Here is a 23,306-nt window from a genome sequence, read left to right as displayed (position 1 = left end):
CTCCCCCCCCTGAGCGCACCGCACTGGCCACTTCTGGAGAAACAACGATGCTATTAGCCACCGACCTGGATGGAACCTTTCTCGCCGGCGATCCCGAAGACCGCCTGAGCCTCTACCAGACCATCGCCGCCCACCCCGAGATCAAGCTCGCCTACGTCACCGGGCGCAGCCTGGAAGCGGTGCTGCCGCTGCTGGCCGACCCGACACTGCCGCAGCCGGACTACATCATCGCCGACGTCGGCGCGACCCTGGTGCATGGCGACACCCTGCAGCCGATCCAGCCGCTGCAAAGCGTGGTCGACGCCCGCTGGCCCGGCGAAACCCAGGTGGCCAGCGCCATCGAGCCGTTCGGCCTGGAGCGCCAGGACGTGCCGCAGGCGCGGCGCTGCTCCTACTTCTGCACGCCCGAACAAGCGGCCAACCCACAACTGCGCAAGGTCGCCGATGAGCTGGGCTGCGACCTGCTCTACTCCGCCGAGCTGTATCTGGATTTTTTGCCCAAGGGCGTGAACAAGGGCAGCAGCCTGCACGCTCTGGCCGACTGGCTGGAGCTGGATCACGATCAGGTGCTGGCGGCCGGCGATACGCTCAATGACCTGTCCATGCTCAGCGCCAGCTTCCATGGCGTCTGCGTCGGCCAGTCGGAAGCCGCGCTGCTGGAGGCCACGCGCAGCCACTCGCGCACCCTGCACGCCAGCCGCCCAGGCTGCGGCGGGATTCTCGAGGCCTTCGCCCACTTCGGCTTTCTCGGCGAGCACGGCATCGCCGCCGAACGCCGCCAGGCCGCGCAACCGGGCAAGGCCGAGCTGGTGATGGTCTACCACCGCCTGCCCTACGAGGAATACCGCAACGCTGCCGGCAAGCTGCAGCGCCGTCGCCCCACCTCGCCCAACGGCATCATCCCCACCCTGTTGAGCTTCTTCGGTGACGGCCGCCCCGGCTCCTGGGTCGCCTGGGCCGTGCACGAGGACGGCGACGAGCCGTTCGACAGCCACACCACGGTGGACGCCGAGCGCTACCCCAAGCTCACCGCCGCGCGGGTCAAGCTGAGCAAGGAAGAAGTGGACATCTTCTACAAGCGCTTCTCCAAGGAGGCCTTCTGGCCGACCCTGCATACCTTCTGGGAGCGCGCCACCTTCAACGAAGACGACTGGCTGGTGTTCCTCAAGGTCAACCGTGCCTTTGCCGAACGCACCGCGCTGGAGGCCGCCGAAGGCGCCATCGTCTGGCTGCATGACTACAACCTGTGGATGGTGCCGGCCTACCTGCGCGAGCTGCGCCCGGACCTGCGCATCGCCTTCTTCCACCACACCTATTTCCCCTCGGCTGACGTGTTCAACGTGCTGCCCTGGCGCCGGCAGATCGTCGGCAGCCTGCTGCAATGCGACTACATCGGTTTCCATATCCCGCGCCAGGTGGAGAACTTCGTCGACGTCGCCCGCGGCGTGTTCCCGCTCAAAGCGCTGGAACGACAGAGCTGCGCGCCGCGCTTCATCACTTACGGCTGCGCCGTCGGCCTGGAACGCATGACCACCGCGCTGGATACCGGCACCCGTCAGGTCAGGCTCGGGGCGCACCCGGTCGGCCTCGACATCGACCGTGTACGCAATGCCCTGGCGGCGCCGAAAATCCAGGAGCTGATGGCGAACCTGCGCGAGGAAATGAAGGGCGTGAAGCTGATTCTCGCAGTCGAGCGCCTCGACTACACCAAGGGCATCCTGGAAAAGCTCAACGCCTATGAGCGCCTGCTCGACGACAACCCCGAGCTGCTCGGCAAGGTCACCCTGGTCACCGTCTGTGTGCCGGCAGCGCGCGAAATGAGGGTCTATGACGAGTTGCAGACACAGATCGAGCAGGCCGTGGGTCGCATCAACGGCCGTTTCGCCCGCATCGGCTGGACGCCGCTGCAGTTCTTCTTCCGCAGCCTGCCGTTCGAGGAAGTCAGCGCCTGGTACGCCATGGCCGACGTCATGTGGATCACCCCGCTGCGCGATGGCCTCAACCTGGTCGCCAAGGAGTTCGTCGCCGCGCAAGGCCTGCTGGGCGGGCGCGGTGTGCTGGTACTGTCGGAGTTCGCCGGTGCCGCCGCCGAGCTCAAGGGTGCATTGTTGACCAACCCGCACGACCCCGCCGATCTGGCACAGACCTGCTACCTGGCACTTAACCTGCCCAAGAGCGAGGCCCAGGCGCGTCTGCGCGAGCTGTTCGATATCGTCTGCTTCAACGATATCCGCCGCTGGGGCGAGGACTTCCTGGCGGGCGTGCAGATAGAGGAAGAGCGCGAGCCGCTGACGCTGGTGGGCTGAAAAACAGCGTTCGCGGCTGAAACGGAATGCCGCCCAACCGCTCCTACCCAACTATTAGTCTGTAGGAGCGGCTTCAGCCGCGAAAGACACGTTCCCACTTCCGCCGAATTATGTCCGGCCTAGCTCGTAGGGCGGGTGAAACCCGCCACCGACGATCTGGCGGGTTGCACCCGCCCTACATGGAGCAAAGCCTGTAGGAGCGGCTGGGGGCACTCCGTTTTAGCCGCGAAAGCCATCCCGCTTCCCCGGATTGCATCCAGGCTACGTTTGGAAGGCTCGCCGTCAGCCCTCCTGACTATCGATCACACAATTGATCATCCACGGCACGCCGAAGCGGTCGGTGAGCATGGCGAAGCGGGTTGCCCAGAAGGTGGCCTGCAGCTCCATCTGCACGTCGCCACCGGCCGACAGCGCTTCATAAAGGCGCTCGGCCTCCGGCACGTTGTCCACCTGCAGGGAGATCGAGCAGCCTTTGATACCCTCGTGCGGATATTGCGGAATGGTATCCGACGCCATCAGAATCTGGTCACCCGCCGTCAGGCACACATGCATCACCCGGTCGTGATACTCCGGCGGCACCTCACCGGCATCCGGGCTTTCGCCGAAACGCATCAGCTCCAGCTTGCCGTCCAGCAGTTGGGCGTAAAAATTGAAAGCTTCCTCGCACTGGCCGTCGAACGTCAGATAAGCATGTATCTTCATCGCTACTCTCCTTGATTTTCACTGCTGATGCGCGCGCGAATACGGTCTTCCTGCTCGCGCAATTCGGGGGTGAATTCGGCGCCGAAATCCTCGGCCTCGAAGATCTGCCGAATCTCGATATCGGACTCGCCAGGCATGGGATTTGGGCAGCGCTTGACCCAGTCTATGCACGCCTGCAGCGACTCGCACTGAAAGATCCAGAAGCCCGCCACCAGCTCCTTGGTTTCCATGAACGGACCATCGATCACCGTGCGCTGCTTGCCGGAAAAACGCACCCGCGCGCCTCTGGAGCTGGGGTGCAGTCCTTCGCCGGCGAGCATCACGCCAGCGGCCGCCAGCTCTTCGTTGTAACGGCCCATCGCCGTTAGCAGCTCTTCGCTGGGCATTACGCCGGCTTCGGAATCCGCGGTGGCTTTGACAATCACCATGAAACGCATCGCCTTTCTCCTTGTTCGAGTCGAAGTCGCGCGCAGGGTGTCTCCCTACGGCTGACAGTGAACCCGGGGTGGGGTTCTATGCAGTAGTCGAAGGAGTGAAGAAAGAATCGACAGGCGAAGGGAATATTTTTGTCGGGTCGCCAGATACGACCCGCGGCAGGAACGAGTTGCGCGGCGCCTCAGGAAGCACGCCGCGCAGGCAGGATCACACGCGGAAGCGGCTGACCAGCGATTGCAGCTGACCACCCAGGCGCGCCAGCTCAGCTGAGGACTTGGCCGTTTCGTCGCTGGCGGTGGCGGTCTGTTCAGAAACATCGCGCACACTGAGAATGCTGCGGCTGATTTCCTCGGCCACGGCGCTCTGCTCTTCCGCGGCAGCAGCGATCTGCTGGTTCATTGACTGGATGTTGGACACCGCCTGAGTGATGCTGCCCAGCGAATCCCCAGCCTTGCGCGTCAGCTCGACGCTGCTGTCGGTCAGGTTGCGACTGTTGCGCATCACCGCGGCGACCTGTTGGGTGCCGCTCTGCAGGCCGGCAATCAGCGCTTCGATCTCTTCGGTGGACTTTTGCGTGCGCTGCGCCAGGCCGCGCACCTCGTCGGCGACCACGGCGAAACCACGCCCGGCCTCGCCGGCACGTGCCGCCTCGATAGCGGCGTTAAGCGCCAGCAGGTTGGTCTGCTCGGCCACCGACTTGATCACGTCCATGACGCTGCCGATCTTGTCGCTTTCCTGCTGCAGGCCATTCATCGCATCGCTGGAGCGGCTGACCTCGGCGGCCAGACGCTCGATCTGCGTGATCACCTCGGCGACTACCTGGTCCCCCACGCGGGCCTGGCCATCGGCCTGGTTGGCCGCCTGCGACGCCTGCTCGGCGTTGCGCGCGACTTCCTGCACGGTGGCCGACATCTCGTGCATGGCGGTGGCGACCTGGTCGGTCTCGCTCTTCTGACTGTTGGCACCGGCGCTGGTCTGCTCGGTGACCGCCGAGAGCTCTTCAGCTGCACTGGCAATCTGCGCCACGCTGTCGCGGATGCCGGCGATCAGCTCGCGCAGGCTGCTGGCCATACTCTGCACGCCTTGCTGCAGCACACCGATTTCATCGCGGCGGGTCACCTGCAGGCTATGCGTCAGGTCACCTTCGGCAATGCGCTCGACGGCGTCGAGAGTATCCTTCAGTGGCCGGGTGATCTGTCGGGTGATGACCCAGGCAGCCACTACACCGAGAAGCAAGGCCAGCAATGTGGCGCTGAGTTGCAGGATACGGGCGTTGGCACTTTCGCTGTCTCGACGGGTCATCTGGATCTGCGTCAGCTCTTCGCTGGCCTTGACGATCTGATAGCCCTGTTCAGTCAATTCCTTGCGGGCCAGAGCGACATCCTCATTCGCCGATTTGAACGCAAGTACTCCGTTACGGTAGTCGTTCAGAGCACCTTCCGCCCGGGTGATACGCTCCGGATACTGGCCACCGAAACGTTCGCGAAACTGGCCAAGGGCAGCGAGGCTCGCATCGATCTGCGCCATGGCGGTACGCTCCGTTTCCGCGTTGGCATTAAAGATGTAGCCCCGTACGTGGTAACGCACCACCTGCCAGTCGTCCTTGATCTTGGTGATAGCCTGGAACTGGGCAAAGCGACTTTCATCGTAGTCCGGCAGGGCCACGATCGCCGCATTGATCTCATCGAGCAAGCGCCCGACGTTGCCGCCACTGCTAACCATGCTCTGGCGAGCGTCGTTGATCCCACGGTAGCCAGCACGCATGGCGTTCAGGGAGATCTGATAAGCCTTGATCTCGCTCTGCTGCATTTGCAACAGGCGCACGTTTTCCGGACTTTTGAAGGTCGACAGCACCTGCTGATGCTGAGCCGAGAATTCATCCAAGGTTTTCTGCACGTTCTGGGCAAGCTGCTCATCGCCGTTGGCGAGCATGTATTGCAGGCGCACGATACGCAGATTGGTCAGCGAATCGTTCAATCGACTGATATCGCTCATCCAGTCGCTGCGCTGTATCAAGCTACCCAGACTGGTCCAACCAACCAGGGCGAGAACGATCGTCAGGGCGAGCACAAGGCCGAACCCGAAAACGAGTTTGAGGGTGACGCTGATATTCGCGAACCAGCTATTCATAGGATTCTCCAACCTTCTATAGGGCTACATGCGGCTGGAGAATTGTTTTTGTGGCCAGCGAAAGGCTCGGCATTCTAAGGAAATGACCACCCACCCGCCAAGCCTATGACGCCACTAAATCGCCACCCATCTGACGAAGGGCGCACCCCAGCAAGGCGGCGCCTCGGCATGGCCCCTAGAGGCTGACCTTCTACTCTCTTGGTCGCAGCTCTTCTCGGCGGCTGTACTGGCAAAACGCATACCCTATAGCGAACGCTGGAAGCCTGTTTTTTGCCGGTGCTCGCGCTTCTGCAACTTGACGGTGGCTGGACGCTTGAAATTACTCAACATGCAGCGGCTCTGCACAGATTCGGGCGAGCAACTGCAACGCCTCGGCACTGGATTGCTGGATACGCGCCCAATCGCCTCCAGACCATGCTCAGAGCGCAGAGTCACTTCCAGTACACGTAAAAAACCACCCGCGGCCAGGGCATCGGCCAACGGCAGGATGTCCGCCTCAAGGGCGATGGTGATCAGCAGCATGATCCGCGCCTTCGCACGCCCTCTCGGTCCACGAAAGCAAGTGCGCGCAGCACACCCTACGGGGTGAGCGACGCCCCTGTGGCGTGCGCCGCTCACTGTTGCAGCGCTTAGGATCAAACGCGGAAGCGGCTGACCAACGACTGCAGATGATTGCCCAGGCGGGCCAGTTCCACCGAGTTGGCCGCCGTTTCTTCGCTGGCGGCGGCACTCTGCTCGGCTACGTCGCGCACGCTCAGTACGCTGCGGCCGATCTCTTCGGCGACCGCGCCCTGCTGCTCGGCGGCGGCAGCGATCTGCTGATTCATCGATTGAATGTTGGACACCTTCTGATTGATCACCCCCAGCGCCACACCAGCCTTGCGCGCCAACTCGACGCTGTCGTCGGTGAGGCTGCGGCTTTCCTCGAGCACACCTGCCACCTCCTGAGTACCGCGCTGCAGGGCACCGATCAGGTTCTCGATTTCTTCGGTGGACTGCTGCGTGCGTCGCGCCAGGCTGCGCACTTCGTCGGCGACCACGGCGAAGCCACGACCCGCCTCACCCGCACGCGCGGCCTCGATGGCCGCATTGAGCGCCAGCAGGTTGGTCTGGTCGGCCACCGCCTTGATCACGTCCATGACGCTGCCGATCTTCTCGCTTTCCTTCTGCAGCAGATTCATGGCATCGGTGGAGCGCACCATTTCGCCAGCCAGTGCCTCGATCTGGCCGATCGCCTCGGCGACGACAAGATCTCCCTGGTTCGCTTCGGCATCTGCGTCGGCCGCGGCCAGCGAGGCCTGCTCGGCATTGCGCGCGACTTCGTTGACCGTCGCGGACATTTCCTGCATGGCGGTGGCCACCTGATCGGTTTCCAGCTTCTGGCTGTTGACCCCGGCGCTGGTCTGCTCCGTCACTGCCGACAGCTGCTCGGCGGCGCTGGCGATCTGGCTGGCGCTGTCGCTGATGCCGCCGATAAGCTCACGCAGCGACTGCCCCATGCGATGCACACCTTGTTGCACCTCGCCGATCTCGTCGCGGCGGCTGGTTTCGGGCAGATGGCTCAGGTCACCGGCGGCGATGCGCTCGACCACCTGCAACGTCTCGCCCAGCGGCCGGGTGATCTGGCGTGTCATGACGACCGCCGCACCGATACCGATGAGCAATGCCACCAGCGTGGAGATCAACTGTATGGACTTGACTGCCGAGCTATCGCTGTTGCGCTCCGCGATCTGATTGGCAACGAGCTGATCGCTCAGCTCGACGATCGCATTACCGGTTTCATCGAGCTCATCACGCGCCTTGAGTGCTCGGGTATTGGCCTGCTGGAACGCCTCCACGACTGCGCGGTAGCCATCGAAGCCCCGGCGGATGGCAGCGACCTGCGCCGCACTTTCGCTGCCCATCGCCACGTCCAGCTGGGTCAGGCTGTCGGCAGTTCGCTGCAACTGCCTAGTCACGGCTGCTTCGGTGGCGGCGTTGACCTTGGCGGTATAGCCACGCACCTCGTAGCGCATCAGCTGAATACCTTCCTTGGCATCACGCATTGCGCGATAACGAACCTGCCGCTGCGGATCGTATTCCGGCATGCGCTCTATGGACTCGGCGAGCGTCTCGATCTCGGCGAACACATTACGCGCCAGGCTGCCCATCTCGTTGCGCGCCGCCGCAGCATCGGCATAAGCGCGTTGCATGGTCGAGAGTGACTCCTGGTATCGAGCGATCTGCGCATGCTGCTGCTTCAGCAAACGGAGGTTCTGCGTCGAGCTGAAGTTGTTGATGCTGCGGTCATGCGCCTCGCGATAGCGGTCGAGCGCTTGCTGCATCGCCTCTGCAAAGGCCGTGTCGCCATTGCTGAAGACGTAACGAACGCGGCTCACCCGCAGATCATTGAGCAGGGTATTGACCTGATTGATCTCGATCACCCGCTGGCCACGCTCAGTCATGCGGCTGATGCCATCCCAACCGGTGATCGCCAGAACCAGAGTAAGTACAAGTACGAGGCCGAAGCTCAGGGCAAGCTTCCAGGTGACGCTGACATTACCGAGCCATTTGCTCATGAAATTCTCCATCCGCGAAAAAACGATCGGGCATCCGCTGGAGAATTGTTCTTGTTGTCAGCACGCTAACCTACGACACCCGGTTATTGATTAGCGTACGACGATATCATGGCGCCAGCATTAAGTCATCAGTCAACTATATGACTGGATCTTTTCAACTCCACTCAGCCCAGCAGCTTCAACGCCTCGGCACTGGCTTGCTGGATACGCGCCCAATCGCCGTTTTCCACCCATTCACGCTGGAACATCCAGGTGCCGCCGACGCACATGACGTTGGACTGCGCCATGTAGCGCTGCAGATTGTCCGGATTGACGCCGCCAGTTGGGCAGAAACGCACGCCGCCGAAGGGGCCGGCGAGCGCCTTGAGCGCCGCGACGCCGCCGCATAGTTCTGCCGGGAACAGCTTGAAGCGGCGATAGCCAAGGGCGTAGCCGACCATCAGCTCCGAGGCACTGCTCACGCCCGGCAGCAACGGCAGCGGGTTGTCCAGCGCCGCCAGCAGCAACTCACGGGTACTGCCCGGCGTGACGATGAATTGCGCACCGGCTGCAGTGGCCGCCGCCAGCATGTCTTCATCGAGCACGGTGCCGGCGCCGACGCACAGCTCGGGACGCTCGGCACGCAGGCGACGAATTGCCTCCAGGCCGTGCTCCGAGCGCAGGGTCACCTCCAGCACGCGCAGGCCGCCGGCGGCCAGGGCGTCGGCCAACGGCAGGATGTCCGCCTCACGGGCGATGGTGATCACCGGCATGATCCGCGCCTGCGCGCAGATGCGGTCGATCTCGGCGATTTTGTCGGCCATGCGCGCGCGCTGGTCTTGGTCGAAGCTGGTCATGTCAGGGGCACCAATGAATTTCGAGAGGGGAATGCAGGAACGCGCGGATCGGCAGCTCGGCGATCTTGCCGGACTGCAGCGCCGCGCTGAGTGTGTTCAGTTTCGCCTGGCCCTGGATCGCCAACAGCGGCAGGCGCGCGCTGGCCAGTAGCGGCAGGGTCAGGGTCAGGCGCTGCGCCGGCTCGCTCGGCGCCAGCATCGGCAACACCCGGCGTGCGCAATCTGGCTGTAGCGCCTGGTGCAGATTGGGGCTGTGCGGGAACAGCGAGGCAGTGTGGCCGTCATCGCCCATGCCCAGTACCAGCACGTCGATAGGCGCCAGTTCGGCGACGGCCGTGTCGGCCAGGTCGGCCGCTCGCTCCAGGTTGCCGGCAACCTGATAAAGACCGATGAAACGCGCCTCGGCCGCAGGCCCCTGCAGCAGATGACGACGCACCAGTCCTTCGTTGCTGCCTGCGTGGTTGACCGGTACCCAGCGCTCGTCGGCCAGGCTGACCAGTACCTGCGCCCATGGCAGCTCCTGCTGCGCCAGCGCTTCGAAGAACGGCACCGGACTGCGCCCGCCGGACACCACCAGGGTGGCCTGGCCGCGACTGGCAATGGCCTCACGCAGCGCATCGGCTACGCGCATCGCCATCGACTGCGCCAATTGCTCGGCGTCGTTATGCGCGCAGGCCTGTACGCCCTGCGGCAGTTTCAGTTCAGAGATCGCCATACCAGCTCCTGCCATCGCGGGTGATCAACGCCACCGAGGCCATCGGGCCCCAGCTGCCGGCGGTGTAGGGTTTCGGCGCTTCGCCGAGGCGCTGCCAGCCGTCGATCAACTGATCGCACCACTGCCAGGCGTATTCGATTTCGTCCTTGCGCACGAACAGGTTCTGGTTGCCGCGCATCACTTCCAGCAGCAGTCGCTCGTAGGCATCGGGAATGCGCGCACTGCGGTAGGTATCGGAGAAACTCAGCTGCAGCGGGCCGCTGCGCAGCTGCATCCCCTTGTCCAGGCCCTGATCCTTGGTCAGCACCTGCAGGGCGATGCCCTCGTCCGGCTGCAGGCGGATGATCAGCTTGTTGCCGATCAGCTGGCGCTGCTCCGGGGCGAAGATGTAGTGCGGCGGTGCCTTGAAGTGGATGACGATCTGCGACAGTTTCTGCGGCATGCGCTTGCCGGTGCGCAGGTAGAACGGCACACCGGCCCATCGCCAGTTACGGATGTCGGCACGCAGGGCGACGAAGGTTTCGGTATCGCTCTGGGTGTTGGAATTCTCTTCCTCCAGATAGCCCGGCACCGGCCGCCCATCGCTGCTGCCGGCGACGTACTGGCCGCGCACCACGCGCTGGCCGAGCTGCTCGACGCTGATCGGCTCCAGCGCCTTGAGCACCTTGACCTTCTCGTCGCGGATGCTGTCGGCGGACAGATCGCTGGGCGGGTCCATGGCGATCAGGCAGAGCAGCTGCAGCAAGTGGTTCTGGATCATGTCGCGCAACTGCCCGGCCTGATCGAAGTAACCCCAGCGGCCCTCGATGCCGACCTTCTCGGCAACGGTGATTTCCACGTGGGAAATGTGGTTCTGGTTCCACTGGGTCTCGAACAGGCTGTTGGCAAAACGCAGGGCGATGAGGTTCTGCACCGTTTCCTTGCCCAGGTAATGATCGATGCGATAGACGCGATTCTCCGGGAACACCTGAGCCACGGCGTCGTTGACCGCACGCGAGGATGTCAGGTCGTGGCCGATCGGCTTTTCCAGCACCACCCGCGTCCCTTCGGCCAGCCCGACGGCAGCCAGGTTGGCGCAGATGCCGCCATACACCGACGCCGGCGTAGCGAAGTAGGCGATCAACTGATCCTGCGGACTGACATGCTCGAGCAGCGCGGCGTAGTCCTCGGCCTTGAGAAAATCCATCGTCAGGTAGTTCAGCCGCGCCAGGAAACGCGCCAGGTCGGGCTCCGTCAGCTCCTTGGCCGGCACGTACAGGCGCAAGGCCTGCTCGATGGCGAGCAGATGCCGACTCGGCTCACCGGCATCACGCGCCAGCGCAAGGATGCGCGTGGCATCGTGCAGCAAACCGGCGCGATCGAGCTGGTAAAGCGCGGGAAATAGCTTGCGCAACGCCAAATCGCCCAGCGCGCCGAACAAGGCCAAGGTGCAGGATTCAAGTTTCATCGCAGGCATGAGTTTGTTCTTTTATCAAGATGAACTAGAAATACCGGGTGATACTGCATTTATCAAGAAAAAATATTGTTATAGCAACAACATTTTCCTAGGCAACCAATAAGTCAGTGGTCGCCCGGGGGCGTCATCAGTAGGATAGGCCGGCCGCTTGGCTGCCGATCGCCTGCTGCCGAGCCCGTCAAACCGCTGTTAGGAGCCCCTATGGACCGAGTGCGCAACCTGCTGGAACAGATCCAGAGCCGCCTGGACGACCTGAACAAGGCCGAACGCAAGGTCGCCGAAGTGATTCTGCATGACCCACAGCAGGCCACTCGTTTCAGCATCGCCGCTCTGGCACAGGCGGCCGGGGTCAGCGAGCCGACGGTCAATCGTTTCTGCCGCTCGTTCGGCGCCAACGGCTACCCGGAGCTGAAGATGCAACTGGCGCAGAGCCTGGCCAGCGGCGCCGCCTATGTCAGCCGCGCAGTGTCGGCCGACGACGGCCCCGAGGCCTATACGCGCAAGATCTTCGGCAGCACAATCGCTTCGCTGGACAGCGCCTGCCAGAGCCTCGATCCGCAGCACGTCAGCCGCGCCGTCGACTTGCTGATCCAGGCGCGGCAGATCCACTTCTTCGGCCTCGGCGCTTCCGCCTCGGTGGCACTGGATGCGCAGCACAAGTTCTTTCGCTTCAACCTCGCCGTCTCGGCCCACTCCGACGTGCTGATGCAACGCATGATCGCCTCGGTGGCGCACACCGGTGATCTGTTCGTGATCATTTCCTACACCGGGCGCACTCGCGAACTGGTGGAGGTGGCGCGCCTGGCACGCGAGAACGGCGCCTCGGTACTCGGCCTCACCGCCGCCGGCTCGCCACTGGCCAGGGCCAGTACCCTGAGCCTGGACATTCCACTGCCGGAAGACACCGACATCTACATGCCGATGACATCACGCATCATCCAGCTCACCGTGCTCGATGTGCTCGCCACGGGTGTCACCCTGCGTCGTGGGGTGGACTTTCAGCCGCATCTGCGCAAGATCAAGGAAAGCCTGACCGCCAGCCGCTATCCGGCGGATGAAGAATCACTGTAGAGGTTCGGACAAGGCATCTGCGCCTAGGTTGCGCCGATGATGCCTGAGCTCACCTGCATCGTGCCGTTCAGGCAAATCGCATCTCTTCTGGTAGGCTTGCCGGCTTTCCCGAAAAGCCCAGGCCTCATTCCATGCAAGCACTGATCGCCTTCAGCCGTTTCATCGGCAACACCTTCGCCGTCTGGGTGTTGCTGTTCGCCGTCATGGCCTTCTTCCAACCCAGCTGGTTTCTGCCGCTGACCGCCTGGATCGTCCCGCTGCTCGGGCTGATCATGTTCGGCATGGGCCTGACCCTGAAGGGCGCGGACTTCCAGGAAGTTGCTCGGCGCCCGCTGGCGGTGCTGCTGGGCGTGCTGGCTCAATTCAGCATCATGCCACTGGTGGCCTGGGTGCTCTGCCAGCTGTTCGCCCTGCCCCCGGAGATTGCCGTGGGCGTGATTCTGGTGGGCTGCTGCCCCGGCGGCACCGCCTCCAACGTGATCACCTGGCTCGCCCGTGGCGACCTGGCGCTGTCGGTATCGATCACAGCCGTCACCACCCTGCTCGCCCCGCTCGTCACCCCGGCACTGATCTGGCTGCTGGCCTCGGAATGGCTGCCGGTCTCATTCAGCGCCATGTTCATCTCCATCCTCAAGATGGTGCTGCTGCCTATCGTCCTTGGCCTGATCGCCCAACGCCTGCTCGGCGAGCGGGTCAAGACCGCCGTCGAAGTACTGCCGCTGATTTCCGTGGTGAGCATCGTTGCCATCGTCGCTGCCGTGGTGGCAGCCAGCCAGGGCAAGATTGCCGAATCCGGCCTGCTGATCATGGCCGTGGTGATCCTGCACAACGGCATCGGTCTGGGCCTGGGGTATCTGGCCGGCCGCCTGTTCGGCATGTCACTGGCGCAGCGCAAGACGCTGTCCATCGAAGTCGGCATGCAGAACTCCGGCCTTGGTGCCGCGCTGGCCAGCGCGCACTTCAGCCCACTGGCCGCCGTGCCCAGCGCCCTGTTCAGCGTCTGGCACAATCTGTCCGGCCCGCTGCTGGCGACCCTTTACCGCCGGATGGATCAAACCGCCAAAGACAGTACAGACTGATTCAGCACTGCACGAAGCCGGGGCGCCTTGCCCCGGACGCGCCAATATGCACAATAACGGTGCGCGCGAGGACGACCTCCACACCCTGAACCCAGGGTGGCTCATCCGGGGACGGCCCCTTCAACCACTGGAGGTGACCATGTCCTGGATCATTCTGTTTCTCGCCGGCCTGTTCGAGGTCGGCTGGGCCATCGGCCTGAAATACACCGAAGGCTTCACCCGCCCCCTGCCAACGCTGCTGACCGTCTGCGCCATGCTGGTCAGCCTGGGCCTGCTCGGCCTGGCCATGAAGGAGCTACCGCTGGGCACCGCCTACGCCATCTGGACCGGCGTCGGCGCCGTAGGCACGGTGATCGCCGGCATCATCCTGTTCGGCGAGTCCATGGCGCTGCTGCGCCTGGCCAGCGTGGCGATGATCGTCTGCGGGCTGGTCGGGCTCAAGCTGAGCCACTGAGAAAGCCGGAATCCAGCTTTGTGGGAGGCGCTTTAGCGGCGAAATCGCGGCTGCAACTGCAGGGATGCAGGAGGTAGAGCGAAGCAGGATGCCCGAGCCGAAAGCCCCTCCCACAAGCTCAGCGCCAATCCCCGCGCAACTCGGCCACCTGAGCCTGCAACGCCTCGCGCCTGGCCTGCTCGGCCACCACCGGCGTACCGGCCACCAGGCACACCCGCGACCAGAACCGCTTGAACAGGCCCTTGTGCGGCGCACGACTGAAGAAACTGCCCCACAGACCCTGCAGCGCCATGGGAATCACCGGCACCGGGTTCTCTTCGAGAATGCGCTCGACCCCGGCCTTGAACTCGTCGATCTCGCCGTCGCCGGTCAGCTTGCCCTCGGGGAAGATGCACACCAGCTCGCCGTTACGCAGGTACTCGGCGATCTTCTTGAACGCCGCGTCGTAGATCAGCAGGTCCTCGCTGCGCCCGGCGATCGGCACCGTGCCGGCAGTGCGGAAGACGAAATTGAGCACCGGCAGGTCGTAGATCTTGTAGTACATGACGAAACGCACCGGCCGGCGAATGGCGCCGCCGATCAGCAGCGCATCGACGAACGACACGTGGTTGCATACCAGCACCGCCGGGCCTTCGTCGGGGATCACGTCGAGGCCCCTGTGCTCGACGCGGTACATCGAATGCCCCAGCAGCCAGATGAGAAAGCGCATGCTGAATTCGGGGACGATCTTGAAGATGTAGCTGTTGACCGCGATGTTCATCAGCGACACCACCAGAAACAGCTGCGGAATCGACAGCCCGGCGACGCTCAGGAACAGGATCGCGGCGATGGCCGAGGCGACCATGAACAACGCATTGAGGATGTTGTTGGCGGCGATCACCCGCGCCCGCTCGTGCTCGGCGGTGCGCGACTGAATCAGCGCATACAGCGGCACGATGTAGAAGCCGCCGAACAGACCGATACCGAGAATGCAGCCGAGAATCCACCAGGCCTGACCATGGCCCAGCAGCGCCTGCCAGTCATGCGGCGCAACGCCCTGCGGGAAACCGCCGGAGAACCACCACAGCAGCATGCCGAACAGGGTCAGGCCGATGGAGCCGAACGGCACCAGGCCGATCTCCACCTTGTGCCCGCTCATGCGCTCGCAGAGCATCGAGCCCAGGCCGATGCCCAGCGAGAACACGGTGAGAATCAGCGTCACCACGCTCTCGTCGCCATACAGCCATTCCTTGGCATAAGCCGGAATCTGCGTCAGGTAGATCGCGCCGAGAAACCAGAACCAGGAGTTGCCCACCAGCGAGCGTGAAACCGCCGGGCGCTGGCCCAGGCCAAGCTTGAGGATGGCCCAGGACTGGCGAAAGATGTTCCAGTCCAGCGGCAGTTCCGGCATCGCCGCCGAAGCCTTGGGAATGCCGTGGCTGGCCAGGTAGCCGAGCAGCGCCACGCCGACCACCGAGCCGGCGACGATGGGCGCATAGCTGCTGCTGGCCATCATGATGCCGGCGCCGATGGTGCCGGCCAGAATCGCCAGGAAGGTGCCCATCTCCACCAGCGCGTTGCCGCCCACCAGCTCCTCTTCCTTGAGGTGCTGCGGCAGGATCGAATACTTCACCGGGCCGAACAGCGCCGACTGCGTGCCCATGGCGAACAGTACCGCGAGCATCAGCGGCAGGCTGTCGAGCAACACCCCGGCAGCGCCGGCGAGCATGATCAATATCTCGGCAGCCTTGATCTTGCGGATCAACGAATCCTTGGCGAACTTCTCGCCGAACTGGCCGCCGAGGGCGGAGAACAGAAAGAACGGCAGGATGAACAGCAAGGCGCAGAGATTGACCAGCAGATCGCGGTCGACGCCCGTGTTGAGCTTGAACAGGATGGCGAGAATCAGCGACTGCTTGAAGATGTTGTCATTGAAGGCGCCGAGCAATTGCGTCACGAAAAACGGCAGGAAGCGCTTCTTGCCGAGCAGGGCGAATTGCGATTGTTGGGTCATCGTCCATGGTCCTCGCGGGAGTCGGTTTTGCCCGCTCAGGCATTTGACTGCAAATGACCCCACGAAAGCCACAGGGCAAATGCGAACGCCTTGGCGATACGCGACAGCGTGGGGAGGGCTTTAGCCGCGACAGCAACTGCGCAGAGCTCGCCGCTGAAGCGCCTCCCACAGCCGGGTACATCGTGACGACTCGGTCCGGTAGGGTGCGCCACGCGCACCGAGGCGCCGCCGAATCCCCGGCACTCACCGCTCATCTCCGAGGCGCCCAACCACGCCGCCAAACGCAGCGCAAAAAAAAACGGCAGCCCAATCGGGCTACCGTTCTCGAACTCGGAGAAAACGTCAGTGCCCTCGCACTGACTACAACCTCACCTGCATTCCCTGGGGAATGCCAGCGCAGTCTGACAAAAGCCAGGACCAGCGTCCGTTTAGCTTTGTTACCTGCCTGCAAAGAAATGTAAACGGCGGATGACTGCACGGTCCGCCGCGCGGCACAATCGCGCCCATGAACGCCTACCACCCTGCCTGCTGCAGCCCTCTCGACACGCACAACCCGCTGCCAAACGTGCTTGCCGGCGCGCAGCTGATCAGCACACGCTTCGACCCGACCCAGCTCACAGAGGATGACTTCGCCCGCTGCGGCATCGCCCCAGTGCGCGGCGTCGCCAAGCGTCAGGCCGAATACCTGGCCGGGCGCCTGTGCGCACGCGAAGCGCTGCGCCGCGTGACCGGCCAGGCCAGCGTGCCTGCCGTCGGTGAAGACCGCGCGCCGCAGTGGCCGCGTGGCGTGGTCGGCTCCATCACCCATGGCGACAACTGGGCTGCTGCGCTGGTCGCGCCTGAAGATCAATGGCGCGCCCTGGGCATGGACGTCGAGCGCCTGCTGCCGGCCGAACGCGCCCAGCGCCTGCAGGGCGAAATCCTCACCCCCGCCGAACTGCTACGCCTGCAAGACCTCGACGAGAACGCCCGCGCCCTGCGCATCAGCCTGACCTTCTCGGTCAAGGAAAGCCTGTTCAAGGCGCTCTACCCGCTGACCCTGACGCGCTTCTACTTCCATGACGCCGAGCTGCTGGACGTCGGCGACGATAGTGTGCGCCTGCGCCTGCTGATCGACCTCAACGTGCACTGGCGCTCAGGCGCCGAACTGGACGGCCAGTTCGGCCTGTTCGACGGCAAGGTGCTGAGCCTGGTGGCAGTGGCGGCGTGATCATGCAGCTGCGTAGGGTGATGACGCCTCTCTCATCCACCATCCCGGCAGCCCTGGTGTATCGGTCGCGCCGCGCATTTGAAGCGCGATCCACCTACCCCTAGCTGGCGGCGGTCATGCTGCTCACTTGAGGTCGCACTCGTTTGGCTCCCCTCTCCCATTCATGGGAGAGGGGCTGGGGGAGAGGGTGAAAGTACCGCAAACCGCAATTTCCCCTCCGAACGCGGCCCGCCCTAACCCTCTCCCCAAAGGGGCGAAGGGACTGATCGCGCTCAACCGTTTCTTGAGTGAACGACATTGCACTGATGGCGGGGCTGTTGTAGCCCGGATGCAATCCGGGAACAGGTAGCCGGTCAGCCCCGGATTGCATCCGGGCTCCAAAAACTCGCTGCGCACGGCGCACCCTACGGAACAGCGCCCTACTCCCCCTGGCGCCGCGGCCACACCAGGCTGAAACGCGCGCCGCCGAGGCTGTCGCTGCGGCCGATCTGCGCGCGGCCGCCGTGCCAGTAGATGATCCTGCGCACGATCGACAGGCCCAGCCCGTGCCCGCCGGACGCCCGCGTGCGGCTGTCATCCAGGCGCAAAAAGGGACTGAACAGACGTTCCCAGGCTTCCTCCGGCACGCCCGGCCCGTCATCCTCGACATCGATGCGACAACGCTTGTAGCCGACCTGACAGCTGATCAGCACCCGCCCTTCGGCGTAACGCATGGCGTTGCTCACCAGATTCTGCAGCGCCCGATGCAGGTAACGCGGCTCGGCTTCGACCCAGCAGGCGCCGTCGGCCTGCACGCTGAGCACCGCACCGCATTCCACGCGCACCTTGTTGCTCAGCGGCGCCAGTTCCTCGATCACCTGATCGATCAGCGCCCTGAGCTCCACCTGCTGAAAGTTCAGCGCCGGCGAGCCCTGCTCCAGACGCGCATAGGTCAGCATCTCGTCGACCAGCTTGTCGAGGTCCTGGATATCGCTGTCCATGCCATCCATGTACTTGCGCCGGGCACTTTCGTTGGGCGCATCGGCGATCATCTCCAGGCCGAAACGCAGCCGCGCCACCGGCGTGCGCAGCTCATGGGACACCGCACGCACCAGTTCGCGCTGGGTGCTCAGGGAGGTCTGCAGGTGCTCGGCCATGGCATTGAAACTGCTGGCCAGACGCCCCACCGAGTCCGCGCCGCGCGTCGGCACGCGTGCATCCAGGCGACCGCTGGCGATATGCGTGGCCGCGCTCTCCAGGGCACGCAGGCGCTGCTCCAGCGAGCGCACCAGCAGGTAGACGATCAGGCCGATCAGGCTCAGGCCCAACGCGCCAATCAGCACCAGCAGCTGCGGCGGATAGGGGTTCATCTGGTACAGCGGGCCGATTTCCAGCACCCAGGGCGTATCGACGATGCCGGAGAACACATAGATGGAGTCGCCGCCCTTGCCCAGCGCCATCACCGTATCGCCCTCATCGATACGCCGACGCTGGTCGAGGTCCAGGGTGGCATCTTCGAGCCGTATCAGTTGCAGGTCGAAGCCGAACTGCTTGGCCGCCTTCAGTTCGGCCAGGCGCTGCGGCTGCTCGTGCACCGGGTAGCGCACCAGCTCATCAATCAGCAGGTAGTTGGTGGCCCGCGCCAGCTGCTCGCTGATCTGCTGGATCTCCCCCGTCAAAAGCAGCGGCTGCTTGCCGTCGAGCAGGCCGTAGACCTTGGCCGAGTGCGGGCCGGTCTGGCGCACCAGCACATGGCCGCGCTGCAGGCGATTGCGCTCGCTGCTTTCCAACGCCACCTCGCTCAGCGCCTGCAGCTCCAGGGGGATGCCGAGCAGGCGCGACCACACCACCAGGGCGCGCTTGCGCTCCACCTCGTTCATCGGCAGCAGGTTGTCCGCCATCAGGCGGAAGGTGCCGCGCGCCAGCCCCTCGCGGTACTGATCGCCACGCACCTCGTTGACCAGGTGCAGGGTGCCGACGCCCAGCAGCGCCACCAGCACCAGCGCAGCGAGCATGCCGCCGTAGATGCGCAGGAAGATCGAGTTCATGGCCGCCCGATCAATCGCGCAGGAGCGGCGGCACATCACCGAACGGCAGCGCCTCGGCGGCCTCGGCGACGAACAGATAACCCTTGCTGCGCACCGTCTTGATCATCCGCGGGTGCATCGGGTCATCACCGATCTTCGGACGGATACGCGAGATGCGCACGTCGATGGAACGGTCCTGGCCGTCGTACTCGATACCACGCAGGGAATTGAAGATTTCCTCGCGCGACAGGATGCGCCCGGCGTTGACCGCCAGCAGCCACAGCAGATCGAACTCGGCGCTGGTCAGCTCGATGCCCTGCTCGCCCAGCCAGGCCTCACGCATGGCACTGTCGATGGCCAGCGCGCCGAACTGCAGCCGCCGCGGCTGACCTTCGTCGCGCTCGCTCTCGCTACCCTCGCGGCGCCGTAGCAACGCGCGAATGCGCGCCAGCAGCACGCGGGGGCGCACCGGCTTGCACACGTAATCATCGGCGCCCATCTCCAGGCCCAGCACCTGGTCCATGTCGTCGGTTCGCGCGGTGAGCATGAGAATCGGGCCCTTGTAGCCGCCGCGCACCTTGCGGCAGATGCTCAGGCCGTCCTCCCCCGGCAGCATGAGGTCGAGAATCACCAGGTCCGGCTGCTCGGCGAGAATCCGCGCTGCCGCACGGGCGCCGTCGGCCTCAACGGCCACGCGCAGGCCGTTGCCTTCCAGATACTCGCGGGTCAACTGCGCCAGGCGCTGGTCATCCTCGACGATGAGAATCTGCCACGCTTCTTGTTCCACACCCTCTCCCCTTTGCATACCGGCAAGCGCCGCAAATACCGCAGCCATTCTAGGGGCTGTGCGCATCTCGGCGCGAGCGGCAAACCCGTGCCCGAGCCTGAGCGTCTCGGCAAGCACAGCACATGCTAAAAGCACTATATATAGTGGTAGCCTGTGCACCGCCGAACAGCTTCGCCAAGTCGCGGGAATCCCGCCTCCAAGGGCGACGAACGGTCATCATTGGCCAGAGCCAGAGACCACGCGGGCTACGCCGCAGGCGCCCACAAGACACTCACATCTTATCCACAGGTTGTTCTGTTTCTAGCGCCTTGCAATGCCTCCAACAGCGCACTATCTTGTATCCCCATTGCGCGGCAGCCACCAGATGTTGGGTTACCGCGAAAAACCGGACACAAAAAGAACGAATCGCGCAAGCCCTTTTCACAGGGTTTTCCAGATGTTCCGGCCAATCGTTTTGCCCTAACCCAGGCCTGGCCTGGGTTACAGCCACGCCGCAATGTTCCACGTTGCGCGTGAGCCGGTCAGACAGCGGCCTTGCCCGCCAGTCGACCACTATATGTAGTAGGCGGGGTGTGGTAATGCCCCGCTGTGACTTATGCGCCAGGACGGCACTTGAAGTCGTGCCCACCCTGCCAGCTGTTGCGACACCCCGTACCCGGCCCCGCTGCCGCGTGCGGCTCAGTTGTTAATGGAATGAACGGCGGACAGGGCGCGGTTTCCAATCGTGACGTCCAACCAAAAATTACAGAACACGGAGATCTCCATGCATACCGACACTACTCGCGAGAACCCGCAGGCCGTGGCGCCGCAGGCCGCTGAATCCTCCCAGGATCTGGCTGCCACCGCGCCCGGCCAACTGCGTGTGATCAAGCGCAACGGCACTGTCGTCCCCTACACCGATGACAAGATCACCGTCGCCATCACCAAGGCCTTTCTCGCAGTAGAAGGCGGCACCGCTGCCGCTTCGTCGCGTATCCACGACACCGTCGCGCGCCTGACCGAACAGGTCACCGCCACCTTCAAGCGCCGCATGCCGTCCGGCGGCACCATCCACATCGAAGAGATCCAGGACCAGGTCGAACTGGCCCTGATGCGCGCCGGCGAGCAGAAGGTTGCCCGCGACTACGTGATCTACCGCGAAGCCCAGGCCAACAAGCGCAAGGCCAGTGCCGGCAGCGAAATCGCCCAGCCGCACCCGAGCATCCGCATCACCACCGCTGGCGGTGAGCTGCAGCCGCTGGACATGGGCCGCCTGCAGACCATCATCACGGAGGCCTGCGAAGGTCTGGCCGAAGTCGACGGCGGTCTGATCGAGCGCGAAACCCTGAAGAACCTGTACGACGGCGTCGCCGAGAAGGACGTCAACACCGCCCTGGTGATGACCGCCCGTACCCTGGTCGAGCGTGAGCCGAACTACAGCTACGTCACCGCCCGCCTGCTGATGGACAACATCCGCGCCGAGGCCCTGAGCTTCCTGAACATTGCAGGCAGTGCCACTCACCACGAGATGGCCGACCTGTACGCCAAGGCTCTGCCGGCCTATGTCGACAAGGGCGTTGAGTTCGAGCTGCTGGACGCCAAGCTGAAGGAGTTCGACCTGGAGAAACTGGGCCGTGCCATCAACCACGAGCGCGACCAGCAATTCACCTACCTCGGCCTGCAGACCCTGTACGACCGCTACTTCATCCACAAGGACGGCATCCGCTTCGAACTGCCGCAGGTGTTCTTCATGCGCGTGGCCATGGGCCTGGCCATCGAAGAGCCGAAGAACCGCGAAGACCGCGCCATCGAGTTCTACAACCTGCTGTCCTCGTTCGACTACATGGCGTCGACCCCGACCCTGTTCAACGCCGGTACCCTGCGTCCGCAGCTGTCGTCGTGCTACCTGACCACCGTGCCGGACGACCTGTCGGGCATCTACGGCGCCATCCACGACAACGCCATGCTGAGCAAATTCGCCGGCGGCCTGGGCAACGACTGGACCCCGGTGCGCGCGCTGGGCTCCTACATCAAGGGCACCAACGGCAAATCCCAGGGCGTCGTGCCCTTCCTCAAGGTGGTCAACGACACCGCCGTGGCGGTCAACCAGGGCGGCAAGCGCAAGGGCGCGGTGTGCGCCTACCTGGAAACCTGGCACATGGACATCGAGGAATTCCTCGAGCTGCGCAAGAACACCGGTGACGACCGTCGTCGTACCCACGACATGAACACCGCCAACTGGATTCCGGACCTGTTCATGAAGCGCGTCTTCGAAGACGGCAAATGGACCCTGTTCAGCCCGTCCGAAGTACCGGACCTGCACGACCTGACCGGCAAGGCCTTCGAAGAGCGCTACGAGTACTACGAGGCTCTGATCGAGTACGGCAAGATCAAGCTGTACAAGACCATCCAGGCCAAGGACCTGTGGCGCAAGATGCTCTCGATGCTGTTCGAGACCGGCCACCCGTGGCTGACCTTCAAGGACCCGTGCAACCTGCGCAGCCCGCAGCAGCACGTGGGCGTGGTACACAGCTCCAACCTGTGCACCGAGATCACCCTGAACACCAACAAGGACGAGATCGCCGTCTGCAACCTGGGCTCGGTCAACCTGGTCAACCACATCGTCGACGGCAAGCTGGACAGCGAGAAACTCGGCCGCACCGTCAAGACCGCTGTGCGCATGCTCGATAACGTCATCGACATCAACTACTACAGCGTCGACCAGGCACGTAACTCCAACCTCAAGCACCGTCCGGTCGGCCTCGGCCTGATGGGCTTCCAGGACGCCCTGTACCTGCAGCACATCGCCTACGGTTCGGACGCGGCCATCGAGTTCGCCGACAAGTCGATGGAAGCCATCAGCTACTACGCCATCCAGGCCTCCTGTGACCTGGCCGAAGAGCGTGGCAGCTACAGCACCTTCGAAGGTTCGCTGTGGAGCAAGGGCATCCTGCCGCTGGACTCGCAGCAACTGCTGATCGAAGCGCGTGGCCAGAAGTACATCGACGTCGACCTGTCCGAATCGCTGGACTGGGCGCCGATCCGCGAGCGCGTGAAGAAAGGTATTCGTAACTCGAACATCATGGCCATCGCGCCGACCGCGACCATCTCCAACATCATTGGCGTGTCGCAGTCCATCGAGCCGACCTACCAGAACCTGTACGTGAAATCGAACCTCTCCGGCGAATTCACCGTGATCAATCCCTACCTGGTACGCGACCTGAAAAACCGCGGCCTGTGGGACCCGGTCATGGTCAACGACCTGAAGTACTACGACGGCTCCGTGCAGCAGATCGAGCGCATCCCGCAGGACCTGAAAGACCTGTACGCCACCGCCTTCGAAGTGGAAACCAAGTGGATCGTCGACGCTGCCAGCCGTCGCCAGAAGTGGATCGACCAGGCTCAGTCGCTGAACCTGTACATCGCCGGCGCCTCGGGCAAGAAGCTGGACGTGACTTACCGCATGGCCTGGTACCGTGGCCTGAAAACCACCTACTACCTCCGTGCCCTGGCCGCCACCAGCACCGAGAAGTCCACCATCAACACCGGCAAGCTCAACGCAGTTTCCGCTGGTGGCGACGAAGGCTTC

The 23,306-nt window shown here is 63.7% G+C and carries 16 protein-coding genes and 3 pseudogenes; 6 read left to right on the top strand and 13 right to left on the bottom strand.

The window, feature by feature from the left end; all coding sequences use genetic code 11:
- The first annotated feature begins 47 nt into the window (after positions 1-47).
- Positions 48-2,306 (top strand): glucosylglycerol-phosphate synthase, encoded by a 2,259-nt coding sequence (gene ggpS / locus GYB81_RS08445; protein ID WP_161866677.1) that lies wholly within the window; start codon positions 48-50, stop codon positions 2,304-2,306.
- A 282-nt stretch (positions 2,307-2,588) separates the two neighbouring features.
- On the opposite strand, the gene GYB81_RS08440 is transcribed toward ggpS, so the two are convergent.
- The 10 genes and pseudogenes from GYB81_RS08440 to zwf form a co-directional block, all read right to left on the bottom strand.
- Positions 2,589-3,008 carry a VOC family protein gene (locus GYB81_RS08440; protein ID WP_161866678.1) on the bottom strand — a complete coding sequence of 140 codons (420 nt, stop codon included), beginning with the start codon at positions 3,006-3,008 and terminating at the stop codon, positions 2,589-2,591.
- A 2-nt stretch (positions 3,009-3,010) separates the two neighbouring features.
- Positions 3,011-3,445 (bottom strand): YciI family protein, encoded by a 435-nt coding sequence (locus tag GYB81_RS08435; protein WP_161866679.1) that lies wholly within the window; start codon positions 3,443-3,445, stop codon positions 3,011-3,013.
- 205 nt (positions 3,446-3,650) lie between these two features.
- A complete protein-coding gene (locus GYB81_RS25170; protein ID WP_438810705.1) occupies positions 3,651-4,355 on the bottom strand; it encodes a methyl-accepting chemotaxis protein in 705 nt (234 codons plus the stop codon).
- A gap of 150 nt (positions 4,356-4,505) precedes the next feature.
- Positions 4,506-5,438 (bottom strand): annotated as a pseudogene (locus GYB81_RS25165) (methyl-accepting chemotaxis protein); the annotation flags it as partial.
- Between the two features lie 534 nt (positions 5,439-5,972).
- A pseudogene (locus GYB81_RS08425) lies at positions 5,973-6,095 on the bottom strand (bifunctional 4-hydroxy-2-oxoglutarate aldolase/2-dehydro-3-deoxy-phosphogluconate aldolase); the annotation flags it as partial.
- Between the two features lie 113 nt (positions 6,096-6,208).
- Entirely contained in the window at positions 6,209-6,913 is a 705-nt protein-coding gene (locus GYB81_RS25160; RefSeq protein ID WP_438810704.1) for a methyl-accepting chemotaxis protein, read from the bottom strand.
- A gap of 198 nt (positions 6,914-7,111) precedes the next feature.
- Positions 7,112-8,017, bottom strand: a pseudogene (locus tag GYB81_RS25155) (methyl-accepting chemotaxis protein); the annotation flags it as partial.
- Between the two features lie 278 nt (positions 8,018-8,295).
- A complete protein-coding gene (locus GYB81_RS08415) occupies positions 8,296-8,967 on the bottom strand; it encodes a bifunctional 4-hydroxy-2-oxoglutarate aldolase/2-dehydro-3-deoxy-phosphogluconate aldolase (protein ID WP_161866682.1) in 672 nt (223 codons plus the stop codon).
- 1 nt (position 8,968) lies between these two features.
- Entirely contained in the window at positions 8,969-9,682 is a 714-nt protein-coding gene (gene pgl / locus GYB81_RS08410) for a 6-phosphogluconolactonase (protein WP_161866683.1), read from the bottom strand.
- A complete protein-coding gene (gene zwf / locus GYB81_RS08405; RefSeq protein ID WP_161866684.1) occupies positions 9,669-11,138 on the bottom strand; it encodes a glucose-6-phosphate dehydrogenase in 1,470 nt (489 codons plus the stop codon). Before zwf ends, pgl begins: the two co-directional genes overlap by 14 nt.
- Positions 11,139-11,348: 210 nt before the next feature.
- Between zwf and GYB81_RS08400 the strand changes: the two genes are divergently transcribed.
- The 3 genes from GYB81_RS08400 (at position 11,349) to sugE (ending at position 13,742) form a co-directional block, all read left to right on the top strand.
- Positions 11,349-12,209 carry a MurR/RpiR family transcriptional regulator gene (locus GYB81_RS08400; RefSeq protein ID WP_178101864.1) on the top strand — a complete coding sequence of 287 codons (861 nt, stop codon included), beginning with the start codon at positions 11,349-11,351 and terminating at the stop codon, positions 12,207-12,209.
- Positions 12,210-12,340: 131 nt separating this feature from the next.
- On the top strand, positions 12,341-13,288 hold the full coding sequence (locus GYB81_RS08395) for a bile acid:sodium symporter family protein (RefSeq protein ID WP_161866686.1): 948 nt from the start codon (positions 12,341-12,343) through the stop codon (positions 13,286-13,288).
- A gap of 139 nt (positions 13,289-13,427) precedes the next feature.
- Positions 13,428-13,742: a quaternary ammonium compound efflux SMR transporter SugE gene (gene sugE, locus GYB81_RS08390; RefSeq protein WP_161866687.1), complete on the top strand. Its 315-nt coding sequence runs from the start codon at positions 13,428-13,430 to the stop codon at positions 13,740-13,742.
- A gap of 118 nt (positions 13,743-13,860) precedes the next feature.
- On the opposite strand, the gene GYB81_RS08385 is transcribed toward sugE, so the two are convergent.
- Entirely contained in the window at positions 13,861-15,735 is a 1,875-nt protein-coding gene (locus tag GYB81_RS08385) for an MFS transporter (protein ID WP_161866688.1), read from the bottom strand.
- 505 nt (positions 15,736-16,240) lie between these two features.
- Between GYB81_RS08385 and GYB81_RS08380 the strand changes: the two genes are divergently transcribed.
- Positions 16,241-16,945: a 4'-phosphopantetheinyl transferase family protein gene (locus GYB81_RS08380; RefSeq protein ID WP_161866689.1), complete on the top strand. Its 705-nt coding sequence runs from the start codon at positions 16,241-16,243 to the stop codon at positions 16,943-16,945.
- 419 nt (positions 16,946-17,364) lie between these two features.
- Here the strand turns inward: GYB81_RS08380 and GYB81_RS08375 are convergent, their stop codons facing one another.
- Both GYB81_RS08375 and GYB81_RS08370 read right to left on the bottom strand, forming a co-directional pair.
- Positions 17,365-18,972: an ATP-binding protein gene (locus GYB81_RS08375; RefSeq protein ID WP_161866690.1), complete on the bottom strand. Its 1,608-nt coding sequence runs from the start codon at positions 18,970-18,972 to the stop codon at positions 17,365-17,367.
- A 10-nt stretch (positions 18,973-18,982) separates the two neighbouring features.
- On the bottom strand, positions 18,983-19,738 hold the full coding sequence (locus tag GYB81_RS08370) for a response regulator (protein ID WP_161866691.1): 756 nt from the start codon (positions 19,736-19,738) through the stop codon (positions 18,983-18,985).
- A gap of 763 nt (positions 19,739-20,501) precedes the next feature.
- Here GYB81_RS08370 and GYB81_RS08365 point away from each other — a divergent pair.
- Positions 20,502-23,306, top strand: a 2,805-nt coding sequence (locus GYB81_RS08365; RefSeq protein WP_161897786.1) for a ribonucleoside-diphosphate reductase subunit alpha, incomplete at its 3' end; no start/stop codon positions are given.

Source organism: Pseudomonas yangonensis (assembly GCF_009932725.1).
GTDB classification, from domain to species: Bacteria; Pseudomonadota; Gammaproteobacteria; order Pseudomonadales; family Pseudomonadaceae; genus Aquipseudomonas; species Aquipseudomonas yangonensis.
Note: the sequence above shows the minus strand (reverse complement) of the source record. Positions and strands in the feature narration are given on the sequence as shown.

Excerpts from the sequence above, each read along its gene's own strand:
- ggpS (WP_161866677.1), top strand. The coding sequence starts at position 48 with ATGCTATTAGCCACCGACCTGGATGGAACCTTTCTCGCCGGCGATCCC.
- GYB81_RS08440 (WP_161866678.1), bottom strand. The coding sequence starts at position 3,008 with ATGAAGATACATGCTTATCTGACGTTCGACGGCCAGTGCGAGGAAGCT.
- GYB81_RS08435 (WP_161866679.1), bottom strand. The coding sequence starts at position 3,445 with ATGCGTTTCATGGTGATTGTCAAAGCCACCGCGGATTCCGAAGCCGGC.
- GYB81_RS25170 (WP_438810705.1), bottom strand. The coding sequence starts at position 4,355 with ATGTCGGCCACCGTGCAGGAAGTCGCGCGCAACGCCGAGCAGGCGTCG.
- GYB81_RS25160 (WP_438810704.1), bottom strand. The coding sequence starts at position 6,913 with ATGTCCGCGACGGTCAACGAAGTCGCGCGCAATGCCGAGCAGGCCTCG.
- GYB81_RS08415 (WP_161866682.1), bottom strand. The coding sequence starts at position 8,967 with ATGACCAGCTTCGACCAAGACCAGCGCGCGCGCATGGCCGACAAAATC.
- pgl (WP_161866683.1), bottom strand. The coding sequence starts at position 9,682 with ATGGCGATCTCTGAACTGAAACTGCCGCAGGGCGTACAGGCCTGCGCG.
- zwf (WP_161866684.1), bottom strand. The coding sequence starts at position 11,138 with ATGCCTGCGATGAAACTTGAATCCTGCACCTTGGCCTTGTTCGGCGCG.
- GYB81_RS08395 (WP_161866686.1), top strand. The coding sequence starts at position 12,341 with ATGCAAGCACTGATCGCCTTCAGCCGTTTCATCGGCAACACCTTCGCC.
- sugE (WP_161866687.1), top strand. The coding sequence starts at position 13,428 with ATGTCCTGGATCATTCTGTTTCTCGCCGGCCTGTTCGAGGTCGGCTGG.
- GYB81_RS08385 (WP_161866688.1), bottom strand. The coding sequence starts at position 15,735 with ATGACCCAACAATCGCAATTCGCCCTGCTCGGCAAGAAGCGCTTCCTG.
- GYB81_RS08380 (WP_161866689.1), top strand. The coding sequence starts at position 16,241 with ATGAACGCCTACCACCCTGCCTGCTGCAGCCCTCTCGACACGCACAAC.
- GYB81_RS08375 (WP_161866690.1), bottom strand. The coding sequence starts at position 18,972 with ATGAACTCGATCTTCCTGCGCATCTACGGCGGCATGCTCGCTGCGCTG.